This is a genomic window from Falsiroseomonas stagni DSM 19981, from assembly GCF_900114315.1.
GTDB lineage: Bacteria > Pseudomonadota > Alphaproteobacteria > Acetobacterales > Acetobacteraceae > Falsiroseomonas > Falsiroseomonas stagni.
Genome location: NZ_FOSQ01000002.1, coordinates 549346 through 566203 on the forward strand (window position 1 = coordinate 549346; position 16858 = coordinate 566203).

Here is a 16858-nt window from a genome sequence, read left to right on the forward strand (position 1 = left end):
TTCCATGGCAGGTTGAACCTAACACGGCATCGCGATCGCGCATCGGGCTAGAAGCCGAAACAAGACTAGGTCTTTTTTCCTTGACCTGTGATGTGCCGCGCTGTACAGATGGCGCGCCACGGGGCGAATTGCGCCCCGCTCCCTGCCCCGGATTTGCGCGCACGTCGCGATATCAATGGGAACCAGGCGAAGGGCACCCGTCCTTGCACCTCTCAACCCAGTCCTGACCTCAACGGGCAATGCCCGTCGACAGGATGATAATCCCCACCCCACCCCCGGATCACCGGGGCGCGCAGCCCTGCGCGCCCCGGGCCGCCGGCTGTCCGAACGGAGACGACGATGCCCTTCGACAACACCTCCCTGATCCCCCTGCTGACCGGGAGTGGGTTCACGCTCTGGCTCTACCGGACGAGCGATACGCGGGCCACGGCGCTGGGCGCCAACTACTTCTCCCCGGCCGCCAGTCGCATCACCACCGGTGACCTGATCCTGCTCCAGTCGTCCGATTCGGTCGGCTTGCTGCCGGTCCGCTCCAGCAGCGTGGTCGCGGCTGGCGTGGTGCTGGATACCGCGGCAGCGCCCTTCCGGGTGAACAGGACGGCGGCGCAGCGCTTCTCCGTCCGGCAGGCCGCCACGGCCGTGGCGATGACCGCCGTGCTGGCACCGCTGGCAGCTGGCATCGTGTCCAACGGCACCATCGATGCGCAGGCGGCGATCGTGGGGCCGGTGCCCGAAGTCGCCTTCAGCATCAGTGACGCATCGGGTGCCACAGTGCGCGGTCCCCAGACCGCGACCGTGTCCGCCGGCACCGCCACGGCCACCTTGCCGGCACCGCCGGCTGGCTCAGGCTACCGCATGCGGGTCCAGGCGACGATCGACCCCGCCGTTGCCGACAGTTCGGCACCCTTCGCCGTGACCGCGCCCTACGGGCTTCTGCTGCAAAGCGGCGTGTCGCTGCTGCTGGAGGATGGCGGACGGGTCCTGATCTGACCGCCGCACGAACCCCTCCCCCGCCCCAGACCAGGACAGGAACCCCCGATGGCTGACGCCAGGATTTCAGAATTGCCGGTCGCTTCCGCGCTGGCCGCTGCTGACATCGCGCCTTTCGTGCAGGGCAGCGGCACTGCGGCCCAGACGCGGCGCGCGACCTTCGCGCAGATCACCGCCGGCGTGCACGCCGAACGCATGTTCCACGTGCGGGACTACGGCGCCGTCGGCAATGGCACCACCGACGATGCCGCCGCCATCCAGGCGGCCATCAACGCGGCCTCCGCCGCCGGGGGCGGCACGGTCCGGCTTGGCCCAAGGCGCTATCGCGTCGTCGCATCCGACATCACGGTGCTGGAGAATGTCTGCCTGGAAGGCCCCACGACCTTCCCCGGTGGCCAGCGCGCCGCGGCCGACTACCGGGGCATTCCCGGCACGCTGGTGATCGATCCAGCGCGGACCGTGCGCGTGATGCGGGCCGCCACGCTGCGGGCGATGACGCTGTCCCGCGATGGGCTCGGCGCGCCCCCTACCAACCTGCGTGCGGGCGTGACGCTTCGCGCGGCGATGGCAGGCACGGCCGTCACGATCGGCGATGGCTCCGGCAGCCAGCACGACGTGCTGGTGGAGGACCTGTTGATCCTGGGCTTCAACCTGGCGATCCGATCGGACAACAGCCAGCGCCTCAGTGTGCGTCGCGTCCGCGGCGACAACCAGAACGGCATCTACCTGACGCGGACCTACGACGTCACGCGAATCCACGAGGTGCATTTCTGGCCGTTCCTGACGGGCAACATCTCGAACGTCTCCCTGGCGCAGGCGGGCGTGGCCGGTGTGGCCAACAACGGGTCCGGCCTTGTGCGGATCACCTGCACGGGCGCGCATGGGCTCGTCACGGGCGACCTGGTGAACACCTATGGCATCAGTGGCGTACCGGCCAACGGCCTCTACATCGCCACCGTGGTGGATGCCACGCGCGTCGACCTCCAGGGCAGCACCTTCTCCGGGACCTGGACCGGCGGCGGCAACGTCGCCATCTGGAACAACCGCCGGACAGGCACGGCCTTCCGCGTGGAGGACAGCGACGTCGCCGAATTCGTCAGCTGCTTCGCCTATGGCTATCGAACCGGCTTCGACCTCGGCAACGGGGCGCAATCCATCCAGCTCAGCAATTGCAGCGTCGATGACCTGCTGTCGCTGAAGGATCCGACCACGGTCGGCGCCCTGATCCAGGGGACGGCCTTCCGCACCAAATGGGTCGGCGGCTTCATCAGCAGCATGTCCACGGCGATTCGGGTGAACTCATCCGCGCCGAACCAGGGCGACAACCAGTTCGTCGGCGTCATGGTCGGCGGCGATGGCGCCGGCAGGGCGGTCGAGGTCCTCGATGGCGGCCTCACGCTCGTGGCCTGCGATCTTCCTGCCGCACGCGTGTTCCTGGCCTCGACCGGCGACAGTCTTTCCGTCGTGGCCTCCGACACGCGTTCCGCCACCTTCCAGGGCCAGACGAACGCGGACCTGGCGCGCATCGTGCTCGTCGGCAACCGGCTGCAGGCGCTGGGCTCCTCCCCCGACCAGGAGCGCGCGCTGCTGCGCCGGCGATCAGCGACGCTGGGTGGCGACCTGGATATCGAGAACCAGGACGGTAACGTCACCTATTCGCTCAGCATCGGCGCCGGTGCGCTTGCGCCTCTCGAGATCGCAGGGGACAGCACGAACAATCCGAATGGCGGCGTGGTGTTCGGCCCCGATGCGGGCATGACGGCGCCGATGACCGTGACGCTCCGGCGGCGTTCCACGGCGCCGGCGGCGAATGATGCGATCGGCCGCCTGGCCTTCAATGGCAACAACACGACGGGCACGGAGACATCCTTCGCCCGTGCGGGTGGCGTGAGCGAAGCGGTGATGGCGGGCGCAGAGGCGGGCGCCTTCGTCGTGGAGACGCGCAACGGCGCCACGCTGGCGGAGCGCTTTCGCATCGGACCGACCGGTACCGTGACGCTGACCGGCCCCCTGGTGCTGCCGGCCGACCCGACGACGTCAAGCCAGGCGGCCAGCAAGGGCTATGTGGACGCCCAGTTCACCAGCCGGCGGCTGCCGGTCGTTGGCACCTCGGCCGCGACGCCACTGACTCTGGCGGCCCACCACGCGCGGGTCGTCTCCGCCAATGCGGGCACGACCCTTTCCATCGACTGGACGGCGACCGGCGACGGCTTCACCTGCCTGGTCGTCAATCGCACGGGCGCAGACCTCGCGGTGACGATGACGGGCTTCACGGGCACCACGCCCACCAACCCCGATGGCCTGACCCGGATCAGGCCGGACGGGCTGGCAACGCTGCTGGCCTTCAGCCCGGACGGCGGCACCACCCGGCTGCTCCTGCTGTCCGGCGCCGCCGCGCCATGAGGCTGCCCCGCATCACCCAGCACAGAGCAAGGAGCACCCGATGAACGAGTGGACCATGACATACTGGCAGGGTCCGCCTGAGGCCGCCGCCGACGGCCTGCGTCTGTTCGGCTGGACGGGTCCGGGCGAAAGCCCGACCGACGCGCTGGACCCGCGCGTCGGTGGCTTCATCCCGCCGAGCGGCGAACCCATCGTAACCGTGGACGGCGTCGCCTTCGTAGCCCTTGTCACGATGGGGCCGATCGAACCCCCGCCCGGCCTGACGGCCACGGACCCGGAACTGTCCCGCAGCATCATCGGCAGTTTCTGACACCGCACCCCATCACGAGGAGATCGGCATGACCGACCTTACCGACCACGCGAAGAACCTGCTCGCCCGCGCCCTCTGCGGCCGCCTGCCCACGCTGCCAACCGCGGCCTGGGCCGCCATCGGCACCGGTGGTTCGGATCCCGCCGGCATCACCGGCGAACCCGCCGGCACCGGCTATGCCCGCCAGCGGGTGACCTTCACCGGCACCGGGCAGCAGCGGAACGTGGAGGCGATCCGCTTCACCTTCACCGCCGCGGCCGGGACGATGAGCCATATCGGCCTGTTCGACGCCGCGACCGGCGGCAATCCGCTCACCTGGTCGGCGCTCGCATCCCCGGTCACCGTGGCCGGCCCCGGCACGGTGACGATCGCCGTCGACGCCCTGACCGTGACACCGGAGTAAGCCCAGCCTGACAGGCGAGAGTGTCCAGCCCCCTTGAAGCCGACTCAGACGGTCGGATAACCTCGTTACGGGAGAAACAGGGGAGGCAAGGCGTGAACCCGCTCGACGCGACCAGGCGCCTGGTGCGTGACGCCTTGGGCGAGGGCGAGATTTGCGGAAACTGCGGCTCTCGCGTCGCCGGCCTGTGCAGGCCACTTGATGCCGCAACCCTGGACGATGTGCCCGCGGAAGCGGAGCATGTCGTCTTCGGGGCACGCGACTACCTGTTCCAGGAAGGCGACCGGGCCGGGCACGTCTTCACGCTCGTGCATGGCACGGCGAAACTGGTGCGCCTGCTGCCCGATGGGCGGGAACAGGTGCTGGGGTTCCGGTTCACCGGCGATGTGCTGGGCTACACCACGTCCGGCACCTACCCCTTCGCCGCGCAATTGCTGACGGGGGCGACTGTCTGTCGCCTCGACCGCCCCCGCCTGGATGCGTTGATGCGGCGCTACCCGGCGCTCGACCGGCGATTCCTGGATCTCTGCATCCAGTAACTCGCTTCAACGCGGGACCAGCTTGTCTCGGTCGGTCGGCGCACGGCGGAAGCCCGGCTGGCGGCCTTCCTGCTCTCCCTGGCCGAAACCGGGCAGCGGCGGCACGTTGCGGGCCCCGTGCTGGACGTGCCGATGACCCGCGCGGACATCGCCGACTTCCTGGGCCGGACGCTGGAGACGGTCAGCCGTGGGTTCACCGCGTTCCGCCGCCGCGGCTGGATCCGCGAACCCGCCCATCGACGGGTGGAACTGCTGCGCCGGCCGGCACTGCTGGACCTTGTGGAGGGTGAGGCGGCAGGCCCGTAGCGAGGGCGGCCAGACCTGATGGCGCGGGACCTGACGGCGATGGTGCTGCTGGAGAGGATTGAACTCTCGACCTCTCCCTTACCAAGGGAGTGCTCTACCACTGAGCTACAGCAGCGTGCCACCGTCGAAGTGGACGGCTAACTAGCGGTTCGATGGGGGGCGCGCAACCCCCGGGGCTGGTGGGCGATATCCGCGGCCGGACCGTGGCTTCAGGCCAGCAGCGATCCGTTCTCTGCCAGCCATTGCCGTTCCTCGGGCCGGAGGGCGGGCACCTTGTACCGCCGACGCAGTTCGGCGACGGGCTGGTCCACCGCGGACCAGAGGTCCCATTCGGCCAGGATATCGACCTCGGTCGCCGCACCCCGCGCCACCGCGCGGAAGAAGGCATCGGGCCGGAGTTCATCCTGGAGAACCGGCCCGGGCATGACCTGGAACCCGGCCTGGAATTGGAGCAGGGAGAGCAGCAGCAGGTCCATGCACAGGACCTCGGTATTGCCGCCGCTGAAGGCGGCGTTGAGCATCTCGCCCTGCAGCGACGTCTCATATTCGCTGATGATGTGGTAGACCTCGTGCTTGGACCAGCCCTCCGGGAAGCTCTTGGGCTCGCCCGGCATCGGAAAGCCGCGGTCGCGATAGAAGCGGAACAGCCCATGGCCCAGGGTGCCTTCGGGCCGGTGTTCCAGGCCGCGATACCGCTCCAGCAGGCCTCGATCGACGAGCATGGCGTAGACGCCCGGGATGGCCGGCATGGCGATCCGGATCATGTCGAGCCAATCCCGCAAGCGGGCGCGGCCGGTCGGCGACCAGTAATGGGCGACCGACCGCATCATCAGCCGGAAGGCCAGCTTGCGGAACTTCCGCTCCTGCGCCAGGCGCAGAAGGCCAACGCCATATTCATCCACGCCCAGTTGCGCCGCCACGGCTTCCACAAGCCGGACCTTCGCATCCAGCACCTGCTTATCGAGCACCGGCACCATGGCCAGGATGCGCACGGTTTCGCGCCGCATCAGGGGTGAGTCGATCGTCGCGGCGAGGTCGGCCGGAACGGAGAGCGCCGGCGGTTCAAGCGGCTCATCCAGATGCAGCAGATGCCGCTGGATGGCCAGGATGCTGTCGTGCTCGACAGGCAGCAAGGGCAGCGCGCCTTCCGCGGTGGCGACCGCATGCATGGTCTGCACGATGGACAGCGCCTGCTTCGTGGTTGGCGTAATCACCTGCATGATGGGTCTCCGAACCGCTCCTCGCTCTCCGCCCCGGCCTCGTCGCTGATCGTCAGGCCGGCAGAAGGGCCTTGTGGGGCGCCAACTCTTCCCGTTCCGCTGCGGTCAGCGCCGGTATGCCGTAGCGGCGCCGCACATCCTCGAGCGGCAGGTCGGCGACATCCCACAGCCGCCATCCCGCCAGAAGATCCACCTGCATCGCGGCACCACGCGCCATGGCACGGAAGAAGGGGTCAGGCTGCAGCTTCCCCTTGGACACGGGTCCTGGCACGAATTTCAGGCCGACATGAAGCTGGATCAGCGCCGGCAGGACGATGTCCAGGCAAAGCTCCTCCGTGTTGCCGGCAATGAAGCCGGCCAGCAGCAATTCGCCCTGCAGGTTCGTCGCATAGCCGCTGAGCACGTGGTAGATTTCATGGCGCGCCCACCCCTCCGGCAGGCTCTTCGGCTCGCCGGGCATGGGAAAACCGTGATGCGTGTAGTACCCATGCACCATGCGTCCGAAGCTCCCCGTCGGGAGGGCGCCGAGCGCCTGGTAGCGCCTCAGCAACTCATCGCGGCCGAGGTAGCGGCCGAGGCCCGGCAGCCATGGCGCGGCCGTCCAGACCATGCCGAGCCAGTCACGCAGCGTGGCGCGGCCGTCGAAAGACCAGTAATGCGCCACGATGCGGCGCATGAAGCCGAAGACGTGGCCGCGCCCCTTCCGCTCCGCGAGTTGCAACAGCACCGTCAATCCGAATTCGGCAACGCCGAGACGGCGTGCAGCCTCCGCCACCACCGCGACCTTCTCCTGCCGCAGCGTGCCATCGACCAGTGACAGGATCGCCAACTGGCGAACCAGCTGCCGCCGGGAGGCGGGATCGGCGATGACGCTGCCCAATGCCGGCGGCAGAGAACCCGGCACGCCCCGCATGGGCGTCTCCTGCCCCAGCATGTGCCGCTGGAAGGCATCGATGGCCTCGACCTCGATCGCTTCCGGGACAAGGGCTCCATCGGCCGAGGCCACCGCATAGGCCGCGGCCACGATGCAGGCCAGTTCCTCGGGACCCGGCACGACCGGCTTCATGCCACGGCATCCTCGGCCTCGACGCGGCCTTGCGCCGCAAGCCCGCGCAGCGCGCCTGCGGCATCCAGCAGCACGCGGCGACCCAGGGACGGATCATCCACGGCACGCGTGAGGATCATCCCGTAGGCGGCCTGCTGCGCACAGGGCGACCGCGGCGATGGAATGAAGAAGTAGGCGTAGCCTCCGCCCTGTTCCAGCACCACCTGGATCAATGACGGGTCGTCCACGTCTCCAGGCGCACCCTTGCTGCCGACCACGCGGACTGTCGCGCCCGCAGGGATGTCGATACCGATATCGGGCAACGCCCTGCCCGGTGCCTCGACAAGCCGCTTGCGAAAAGCTGCATCGGTCCAGATCCGGGCGATTGCCGCGGCCGAGGCTTCATCCATCATGGCTGGCGTCTCCACCGCAATCGCCCTCGCGCGCTCTCCGCATCATCGACGTCAGGCCATGGCTGCCGCGGGACGGCCCTGGCCGATGCCGGGCCAATCCGCCGGTGTCGAATGTCCAGGCCCGGTCAGCAGGCCGTTATAGCCGCCGACCAGGGCGCGCTCCTGCTCCGCCAGCGGCGGAATGCCGTACTGGGCGCGAAGCTGCTCCAGGTCGGTCTCCGCCACCGCCCAGAGATCCCAGCCCCGCACGACGCTGACCGTCATCGCGGCGCCGCGTGCCATCGCCGCGAAATAGCTCTCCGGGTCCAGCAAGCCCTCCGCCACCACGCCACCGATCAGCGGGCTGCCGGTCTGGTAGGACAGCAGGCCAAACAGGATCTGGTCCATGCAGTTCTCGCCGAGCGACCCGCCCACGAAGGCCGTCAGCAGCATCTCCGCCTCGAGCTTCACGCCGTATTCGCTCAGCACGTGATAGACCTCGTGCATCACCCAGGGGACGCTCTTGGGTTCGCCCGGCAGGCCGATGTCGTTGTCGGCGTAGAAGGCATGCAGCGCGCGGCCGAAGGTGCCTTCGGGCAGCTGGCCCAGGGCGGCGTAGCGGGCGGCCAGTTCGGCGTGCCGGCGCGCGGTCCCCTTGCCGTGCAACTGCGGCAGCATCCACCAGATGAAGCGCATCCAGTCACCGATGCCCGCCTTCCCCGATGGCGACCACCAATCGACGAAGCCCTTCATCAACGACATCGCGATGCGCTTGAACTGCCCCCGCGCAGCCCGCTGGAGCAGCGCCACGCCACGCTCCTCGATGCCGAGGCGACGCGCCGCTTCCACAACCACGGCGACCTTCTCGTCGCTGATCCGCCGGCCGACCAGGGACAGGATGACGAGAAGCTGGACCGTCAGGCGCCGCAGATCCGGATCGACAATGGTCGCAGCCAGGTCGTCCGGCAGCGGGCCTGCCTCGGCGCGGGTGGGCGCCGCCTGTCCCAGCAGATGGCGCTGGATCGCCTCGATGCTGGCCTGCTCCACCGGCAAGGGCGGAACCCGTCCCTCGGCTGAAACAACGGCCGACATGGCCTTGACCATCGTGGAAAGCTGCGCCGGCGTCGGATGGATCAGCTTCATGCCTCACCCTGGTTCAGTCGCGCCGTATGACGGCGTCACGTTCCGATTTGCGAACAGACTAGACGAAGGCCAGCACGCAGTGGAAGCGCAGACTGATGAGCCCCCATCCGATCACCCATGCGTCCCGCCGCCGACCGGCGGCGGGGTCACCAGCGGCTTCCGCACCTTACGCGACATCACGACATAGCAGGCCGGCACGACGAAGAGCGAAACCACCGTGCCGAACACCATGCCGCCCACGACGACGGCGCCGAGATCCTCCCGGGAGCGTGCCCCAGGCCCGACGGTGAGGAGAAGCGGCACCGCGCCCAGGATGGTGGCCACCGTCGTCATTAGGATGGGACGCAGCCGCGTCGCCGCGGCCTCAACGATCGCCTCGTGCAGGTCACGTCCCTCGTCGCGCAGCTGGTTCGCGAACTCCGTGATGAGGATGCCGCCCTTGGCGACAAGCCCTATCAGGGTGACCAATCCGATGAAGCTGTAGGCGTTGAGCGATCCGTTCACGGCCAGAAGGCCCAGCGCGGCACCGACCATGGCCAGCGGGACCACCGACAGCACGATGAACGGGTCGCGGAAGCTCTCGAACTGCGCCGCGAGGGTCAGGAAGATGAACCCGAGCGCCAGCAGGAACACGATACCCACACTGGCATCGGCCTGCTTCAAGGCGCGCGACGGGCCATCATAATCCACCTGGTAGCCGGGCGGCAGAATTCGGGCGGCCTCGCCTTCCAACGCCGCCAGCGCCTCCGACAGCGACCAGCCGGGCGCGAGGGTGGCGGTGATCCGGGCGGCCCGCAGCTGCTGGAAGCGCGGCAGCGTCGATGCCCCAACCGTCTCACGCTGCGACACGACATAGGAGAGCGGGACGACATCGCCGGCGGCGCTGCGAAGATAGATATTGTTGACGATGTCGGAGTCGCGGCGATCCTGCTCCTCGATCTGCAACAGAACCTTGTACTGCTGCCCTTCCCATCCGAAGTTGCCCGCCTGCTGGCCGCCCAGGAAGGTGTTGATCGTCTGCCCGATCCGCATGATGTCGATGCCGACGACAGCCGCGAGAGGCCGGTCGATGACCACGTCGATGCGGCGGGTGTTCAGGTCGAGGTCCAGCGCCGGCGATGAGAAGGCGGGGTGACGCCGGGCGAAGTCGTGCAGCCGCGTCATCACCTGCGACAGGTCCTCGTAGTTGCCGGTGGTGCGGACCACGAACTGCACCGGCGCGACGTTGCCGCCCGCGAGCGGGTTGGGATCGAGCAGGGTGAAGCGCGCACCCGCGATGCGGTTGAGGACGGGCATGATCCGCGCGCCGATTTCCACCGACGTCGCCTCGCGTTCCGACCAGGGCTTCAGCAGCAGCAGGCCGAGACCTGACGTCGGTGACGACATGCCATTCATGATCATGGTGCCGCGGCGCTCCGGCACCGTGGCGAAAGCCGCATCGACCCGCGCCGCCAGCTCGTCCATGTAGTAGGTGGTTGCGTCGGATGGCGCGGTGAACTCCACGATGACGTAGCCAGGGTCGTCGGCCGGCGCGAATTCACCGGGCAGGCGCATCATCAAGGTGATGCCGCCAGCGAAGACCGCGACGCTTCCCAGCAACACGAACCACCGGAACCGCAACGTGCCGCGCAGCAGATGGGCATACCCCCTCGACAGCCTTGCGAAGGCGTTGTCGATGCGGACCGCCACGCCCCCCGGGCGCTTGGCGCGCAGCATCCGTGAACACATGGCCGGCGACAGCGTCCGGGACACGAAGCCGGAGATCACGACACCCGCAGCGAGCGTGAAGGCGAATTCGGAGAACAGGCTTCCCAGCAAGCCGGGCATCAGGCCGATGGGCAGATAGACCGCCGCCAGGGTCAGCGTCGTCGCGACGATGGCAAAGCCGATCTCGCGGCTGCCGATGAAGGCCGCCGCCACGGGATCGGTGCCCATGTCGATATGGCGCTGGACGTTCTCGACATCGACGATGGCATCGTCCACCACCAGCCCGATCGCCAGAACCATGGCCAGCAGCGTGAAAGTATTGATGCTGTAGCCCACGGCATACATGAAGCCGAGCATCCCGAGCAGCGACAGCGGGATGGTGACAAGCGTGATGATCGAGGAGCGGAAGGACCCGAGGAACAGAAGGATGACGACCGTGACGAGGCCGACCGCCACGATGATCGTCTCCGCCACCTCCTTCACCGCGATCTCGATCGCCTCCGAGCGGTCGAACACCACATCCAGCGTCATGCCCGCAGGCAGCAGGCCGCGCAGCCCGGGCACCAGCGCACGAACCGCGCGCGCGACCTCGAGCGGGTTTGCGGCGGATTGGGCCAGAACCCCCACCGCGACGCCATCCCGGCCGTTCAGGCGGATGGCGTTGGTGATGCTCTCCGGCCCCACTTCCACCCGCGCGACATCGCCCAGCTTCACCAGACCATCGTCGCCAAGGCCGCGCCTGACCACCACCTCCGCGAACTGCTCCGGCCGCAGCAGGGCGGTGTCGGTATAGACCAGCGCCTTCCGGCCATCGCGCTCCAGCGTCCCGGACGGCACCGACAGGTTCTGGGAAATGATCGCGTCATGCACCTCGGGCGCGGTGACGTTATGCGCTGCCAGGGCCCAGGGATTGAGCCAGACCCTGATCGCGTAGCGGCGTTCCCCGAGCGTCTGCGACGCCGCCACGCCATCGACGGAGGCAAGCGCCGGCCTGACCACGCGAGAGACGATCTCCGTGATCTCCATCGAACTGCGGGACGGATCCGTCAGCGACAGGTAGATCACCGGCACGGCATCGAGGCTGAGCTGCGCGACGGTGGGCGCCAGGGAATCGGTCGGCAGCACATTCGCCAGCTGACCGACCTTGTCCCGGACCTGTGTCACCGCATTCAGCGGATTGGTCCCGGCGCGGAAGGCGATCTGGATCTGGCTGCTGCCCTCGCTGCTCGTGGAGACGATCGTGTCGATCCCGCCGACGGCGGAGACCGCCTGCTCGATCGGCGCCGTCACGGTCCGCTCGACAAGGTCGGGCGCGGCGCCGCTGTAGATCGTCGTGATCGACACGAAAGGCAGATCGAACTGCGGCAATTCACGGATCGCGAGCCGCGACAGGCCGAGAATGCCGACGAGCGCGACGATGAGGTTGATGACGATCGCGAAGACCGGTCGCCGGATGAACAGGTCGGAGATCGACATCAGCGCTGTCCCGGGGTCTGGGACACCGTGGTCACGCGCCTTCCGTCATCGAGGTTGAATTGTCCCGCGGTCACGACCTGGTCGCCAGGCGCCACCCCCTCCAGGATCTCCACGCGATCCGGAAGCTGCAATCCGACGCGCACCGGCGTGCGCCGCGCCCGACCGTCCACGACCTTGAACACATAGGCGCCGGTCAGCATGTAGGATACGGCGGAGGGCGGGACGACGATGGCATCCGGCCGGCTTTCGATCACCAGCCGAACCCGCGCGAAAAGGCCCGATGGCAGCATGGGCGGGTCGTTCGGTATCTCCGCGCGCACCTGGATGTCGCGGTCGTTGCTGCTCGGCCGCGGATCGAGCAGCGTGACCCGGCCGGTGAAGGTGCGGCCCGGCACCGCGTCCAGCGTCAACTCGACCGACTGGCCGATCGCCAGCTTCGGCAGGAAGCGTTCCGGCACGCGGAAACTCACGCGCAGGACCGACCGGTCCTCAAGGGTCACGAGGCGCTTGCCAGCCTCGATATACTCGCCCACCCCGAAGTCGCGCTGCCCCAGCACGCCCGCAAAGGGCGCGCGGACGCTGAGTTGCGCCAGTTGCGTCTGGCGAACGGCCACCTCGGCGGCGGCCCGGTCGATCGCCGCGCGGTCGTCGTCCAGTTGCTGCCGGGACCGGAAGCCGGATCCGGAAAGCTGCTGGCTCCGCTCGAAGCGGATCTGGGCGGCGCGCAGTTCCGTCTCGGCCGACGCCAGATTCGCGCGCGCGATCCGCTGATCGAGGTCGACCAGCAGGGCGTTGGCTTCGACCCGGGTGCCCTCCTGGAAATGGATGGCGGTGACGACACCGGGATTGAGCGACGCCAGCGGCACGCTCTCTCGTGCCTGCAACGTGCCGAGTGAATTGAGGGCCTGGTCCACCCTGCCCTGCCTGGCCCGCGCAACCTCGACAGTGGCCGGCGCAGGCTCCGTCGTGGCGATGGGCGCCTGCACCGCGGGCGTGCCGCCGATGGCCGGCCACGCATACCGTGCCACAACGGCGCCGCCAACGAGCCCAGCCAAGGCGGAAACGCCTGCGATGATCAAGCGCGACGTCATACCGACCAACCCCCTGCGCGGCAGTCAGGCCCGCGCCTTGTCGATCACAGATAACAGCGGACTGGATCGTGTTGCACCCCCGCCAGTACCACGCGCAGGGCGACTATTGGGTTGCAGACAGCGATTTCCTCGCGGTCCGTAATACATTGGAAATGAACAGCGCAACAGCGAGAAACAGCAGCCAGTAGATGCCGTCGAGGTCCGGCAGCGGCTCCAGCACGAATTGCAGCAGCCGGTGCGCCGATGGCTGCCAAGCCGGTGGCAGGTAGTCGGTGTAGCGATTGAGCAGCATGACGCCGAGCGTGCCCAGGATCAGCGTCCAGATGCCGCGGTTGAAGACACGCAGCACCGCCAGGCGGAACTGCTGCACGCGGTCCGCCATTCCCTGAAGCCGCAGGCCCTGGAAACGGACGGCGGAACCCAGCACCACATTCGCATCTGTCGCCAGCCCCATGACATCCTGAAGCGCGGACCGCAGGGGCCGCATCGCGCCCTTCAGCGTGCGCTGACGGCGCTGCCGGTCCTTGAAGTAGGCGCGCGTGAACTCGATGAAATTACCGTCCGGCACCAGCACCTGCAGCGAGGCATCGAGGGTGGACAGCGCCCGCCCCACGCGCATCAGGCCCCACCCGACCGGCACATTGTGCCGCGCCATGACGCGCGTGATCTCGTCACCCATGGAACCGACCGACTTGTCCGCATAGGAGGTGTTAGGAAACTCGCTCCGCAGTTCCCACTTGCGCAGCGCGTCCGCCAGGTCGCTGCGCAGTCGCGCGTGATCCACCACCCCAAGTCCGGGTTGCTGCAACAGGGTGTAGTCAGCCGCGCGCTCGAAGTCCCGCGTCGCCAGCGCCACCATGGTGTAGCGGTAGAGTTGCCAGGTCCGTCGATCCAGCCGACCGACACTGCCGAGATCCAGCAGCGCGATCCGGTTGTCCGCCATGACCATGATGTTGCCGGGGTGGAGATCGGCGTGGAATTCATTGTCTTCCAGGATCTGCCGCAGCACCGTGACCATCAGGCCCTTGCCGAGCTTCAGCGGATCGACGTTGTTCTCATGCTCCCATCGCCGGACGGCGGCGACGTTCTCCGTGCGCATCTGGATGTAGTGCGACATCAGGACGCCCGGTATCTCATCCATCACCAGGATGCGGGGGCCGCAATAGCGGGACAGGACGCGGGGCACGGAAACCTTGTGGCGACGCAGGTTGCGCCGCATGCGCTTGAGGTTCACAGCCTCGAACCGATAGTCGGTCTCTTCGCTGAGCACTGCACGGAGTTCGCGGAGCCCGTCAACCAGATGGAAGCGGCTGCCGATCCCCAGCACGCTGAACACGGCCACCACCCCGCGCAGCAGGCCGAGATCGCGCGCGAAGCTGCGCGACACGTCCGGCCGCATGATCTTCACGACGACCGCGCGGTTGTTGGTCAGCAGGGTCGCGCGGTGCGCCTGGCAGATCGATGCCGCCGCGAAGGGCATGGGGTCGAACCAGGAGAAGACGCGCTCGATGGGGACGCCCAGATCCTCCTCCACCACCCGCAGCGCGACCTCCGGCGGAAAGCCCGCGGCCTGGTGCTGAAGGCTGGCGAGTGCCTTGCACATCTCATCGGTCAGCAGGTCGGTGCGCAGCGACAGCAACTGCCCGGCCTTGATCCACATGCCGCCCAGGCCCTCGAACAGCGCCCGGGCCAGGGCGGCATCGCGGGCTGCCGTCATCCGGCCGGTTGCCCGCAGCCAGAGGCGCATCCACACGAAACGCAGCAACGCCGAGAAGACCGCCAGACCGCGGAAGCGCGATGGCGGCGACAGCGGCTCGATCCTGATCGCACCGGAGGAACGGCCCGATGGCAGGGGCGTCGGGACGATGGAATCGAGGTCGGGCGGGAATTCGCGCTCCGGGCTCCGAGGCTCCAGCGCGACAAGCGTGGTCGCGGCATTCCGGCGGTGCCGGATGACATCCAACCGGAACCCAGCGATACGCTTGACCAGAATGGAGCGTCTCTCCCGGACGAAGACAGCCCGCCGCCGTGGCGGCAGGTCGCTTGGCCAGGCCCGGATCACCCGGGCCCGGCTGTTCTCACGAGGCCAGGTCAGCGATCAATCGTCGTCGTCATCATCGTCGTCGTCGCGGAACATGTCGCCGAGGCGCTGTTCCTGCCGGACCACGACGACGACGGTCTGCGCCGCACCGTCCAGGACACCTTCTTCGTGCAGGGCCGCGATCGCGTCCTCCACCTTGTCCATCAGCTTGCCTTCGCCGCGGCGAAGCCGCCGCACGCGCTTGCGGGAATGCTCCCCGAGATCGAGGACGCAGACGACACCCTTCGCGTCCTTCACGTCCGCACTGGCCTCACTCATGCTCTTCCCTCGCGATTGGCGGATGGATGCGGAAGCCGGACCGCGCCGGGGCGATCCGGGCAGGCTGGGTCAGCCGCGCCGGATGACGCGCACCAGGTTGCGCCCGATGTCACGGGCCCAGCCGTTCCGGCGCTTGCGGTTCGACTGCTCGTGCAGCGCGAGATAGTGGCCGAGCGCCTTGTGCTCGCGCCGCGCCAGCTTCCTGATCTTCTTCTCGACCACCTTCAGGATGCCGGTCTGCTTCTTGCGTTCGCCCAGATCCAGGTGGACGTCGTCGCGCGTCACGCGCGTGCCCGCCACTGTCCAGACCTTCACACGCTCCGCACTTCCGGTCTCATCGTCAAGGGATGGCTTTGACAGGCGGATGGACGCGGCATGACCCGGCTTCAGAACCGTGATCCGCTTCACGCCCGAAATCATCCGTACGCGCATGGCGACGTGCTCCCTCTGCCTGGCACTGAAACGATCACGCCATCGGCGTCGTTTCAGTGCCGTGTCCACCCTCGGACTTCGGCACACAATCCTATAGCGAAAAACACCGCGCCGGGGGAAGAGCCGTCTTCGCGCTCCCACGCCAGACTCTGGCAATCCGCGATCAAAATGATGTCTCGCAGGTCTCAGCCAGCGACACAGCTCTTGGGTTGACAGGACGCCGCCATTCTTGCGCCATTGGTGGCATCGCGAATGGGGTGGGACGGTGCGTTCTGACTGGTTAACGTTTCCTCAGCCGCGACCGCGCGCGGCGTTGCAGCTTATCTGCTTCCCGCATGCGGGCGGGGGTGCATCCATGTTCCATCCCCTTGCCTCCCTGCTCCCTCCCTCCGTCGCCATGGCCGCCGTCCAACTGCCTGGCCGCGAAGCCCGGATGGCGGAGGCCCCCTTCACCCGCATGAAGCCGCTCATTACCGCGATGGCGGATGCGCTGGCCCCCGCCCTGCAGCAGCCCACCGCCTTCTTCGGCCATTCGATGGGCGCGCTGCTCGCCTATGAGTTGGCGCGGGAACTGGTGCGGCGCGGACAGGCGCCGCCCGTGTCGCTGATCGTCTCCGGCCGGCGCGCGCCGACCTTCGAGGGCAATGAAGCGCCGCTGCACCCGCTGCCCGATGATGCCTTCGTCGCCGAGCTCGTCAGGCGCTACGATGCCATCCCCCAGGCGATCCTGGCGGAGCGCGAGTTGATGGCTCTCTTCCTGCCGATCCTGAAGGCGGACTTCGCGGTATTCGAGACACATCGCCACGCGCCCGGCGCGACCCTTGCCTGCCCGATCGCCATCTATGGCGGCGACGCCGATCCCCAGACCGCTGAGATGGATGGCTGGGCGGCGCTCTGCGCCGGCCCCGCCACCCGCCGTGTCTTCCCGGGCGGCCACTTCTACCTCGTACCCCAGCGCCAGGCGCTGGCCGCCGCGCTGTCAGACGATCTCGGGGTGCTGGTTGGCACGGGCTGAACCCGGGCGCCCGGGCGGCGGAGAAGCCGC

General features: G+C 68.1%; 16 protein-coding genes and 1 tRNA gene. 7 read left to right on the forward strand and 10 right to left on the reverse strand.

Annotated elements, in window-relative coordinates:
• Window positions 1-339 precede the first annotated feature (339 nt).
• The 6 genes from BM041_RS09420 to BM041_RS09445 all read left to right on the forward strand — a co-directional run bounded on the left by BM041_RS09420 (window position 340) and on the right by BM041_RS09445 (window position 4948).
• The gene (locus BM041_RS09420) at window positions 340-990 is read left to right on the forward strand and encodes a hypothetical protein (RefSeq protein ID WP_092958671.1); all 651 of its coding nucleotides are present in this window, start codon (window positions 340-342) and stop codon (window positions 988-990) included.
• 48 nt (window positions 991-1038) lie between these two features.
• Entirely contained in the window at window positions 1039-3393 is a 2355-nt protein-coding gene (locus BM041_RS30925; RefSeq protein ID WP_217648666.1) for a glycosyl hydrolase family 28-related protein, read from the forward strand.
• Window positions 3394-3433: 40 nt separating this feature from the next.
• Window positions 3434-3703 (forward strand): hypothetical protein, encoded by a 270-nt coding sequence (locus tag BM041_RS09430; protein ID WP_092958673.1) that lies wholly within the window; start codon window positions 3434-3436, stop codon window positions 3701-3703.
• Between the two features lie 28 nt (window positions 3704-3731).
• The gene (locus BM041_RS09435; protein WP_092958675.1) at window positions 3732-4106 is read left to right on the forward strand and encodes a phage tail fiber protein; all 375 of its coding nucleotides are present in this window, start codon (window positions 3732-3734) and stop codon (window positions 4104-4106) included.
• 92 nt (window positions 4107-4198) lie between these two features.
• Window positions 4199-4642, forward strand: a complete 444-nt coding sequence (locus tag BM041_RS09440) for a Crp/Fnr family transcriptional regulator (RefSeq protein WP_175533834.1) — start codon at window positions 4199-4201, stop codon at window positions 4640-4642.
• A gap of 57 nt (window positions 4643-4699) precedes the next feature.
• Complete coding sequence (locus tag BM041_RS09445; RefSeq protein WP_092958679.1) at window positions 4700-4948, forward strand: helix-turn-helix domain-containing protein; 249 nt, start codon at window positions 4700-4702, stop codon at window positions 4946-4948.
• 40 nt (window positions 4949-4988) lie between these two features.
• Here the strand turns inward: BM041_RS09445 and BM041_RS09450 are convergent.
• The 10 genes from BM041_RS09450 to BM041_RS09495 form a co-directional block, all read right to left on the reverse strand.
• Window positions 4989-5063, reverse strand: a tRNA-Thr gene (locus BM041_RS09450).
• 94 nt (window positions 5064-5157) lie between these two features.
• Window positions 5158-6168: a hypothetical protein gene (locus BM041_RS09455; RefSeq protein ID WP_092958681.1), complete on the reverse strand. Its 1011-nt coding sequence runs from the start codon at window positions 6166-6168 to the stop codon at window positions 5158-5160.
• A 52-nt stretch (window positions 6169-6220) separates the two neighbouring features.
• Window positions 6221-7234, reverse strand: a complete 1014-nt coding sequence (locus BM041_RS09460; protein WP_092958683.1) for a hypothetical protein — start codon at window positions 7232-7234, stop codon at window positions 6221-6223.
• The gene (locus BM041_RS29920) at window positions 7231-7626 is read right to left on the reverse strand and encodes a hypothetical protein (RefSeq protein ID WP_139226009.1); all 396 of its coding nucleotides are present in this window, start codon (window positions 7624-7626) and stop codon (window positions 7231-7233) included. Before BM041_RS29920 ends, BM041_RS09460 begins: the two co-directional genes overlap by 4 nt.
• 51 nt (window positions 7627-7677) lie before the next feature.
• Entirely contained in the window at window positions 7678-8748 is a 1071-nt protein-coding gene (locus tag BM041_RS09470; protein WP_092958687.1) for a hypothetical protein, read from the reverse strand.
• A gap of 111 nt (window positions 8749-8859) precedes the next feature.
• Window positions 8860-11931, reverse strand: coding sequence for an efflux RND transporter permease subunit (locus BM041_RS09475; RefSeq protein ID WP_092958689.1), 3072 nt, complete (start codon window positions 11929-11931; stop codon window positions 8860-8862).
• Entirely contained in the window at window positions 11931-12986 is a 1056-nt protein-coding gene (locus BM041_RS09480) for an efflux RND transporter periplasmic adaptor subunit (protein WP_175533836.1), read from the reverse strand. The genes BM041_RS09475 and BM041_RS09480 overlap by 1 nt, the downstream gene beginning before the upstream one ends.
• Window positions 12987-13125: 139 nt before the next feature.
• A complete protein-coding gene (locus BM041_RS09485; protein ID WP_092958693.1) occupies window positions 13126-14985 on the reverse strand; it encodes an ABC1 kinase family protein in 1860 nt (619 codons plus the stop codon).
• A gap of 135 nt (window positions 14986-15120) precedes the next feature.
• Window positions 15121-15381: a DUF6200 domain-containing protein gene (locus BM041_RS09490; protein WP_092958695.1), complete on the reverse strand. Its 261-nt coding sequence runs from the start codon at window positions 15379-15381 to the stop codon at window positions 15121-15123.
• Window positions 15382-15450: 69 nt separating this feature from the next.
• Window positions 15451-15789, reverse strand: a complete 339-nt coding sequence (locus tag BM041_RS09495; RefSeq protein WP_139226010.1) for a DUF6312 domain-containing protein — start codon at window positions 15787-15789, stop codon at window positions 15451-15453.
• 289 nt (window positions 15790-16078) lie between these two features.
• Between BM041_RS09495 and BM041_RS09500 the strand changes: the two genes are divergently transcribed.
• On the forward strand, window positions 16079-16828 hold the full coding sequence (locus BM041_RS09500) for a thioesterase II family protein (RefSeq protein WP_281244523.1): 750 nt from the start codon (window positions 16079-16081) through the stop codon (window positions 16826-16828).
• The last annotated feature ends 30 nt before the right edge of the window (window positions 16829-16858 follow it).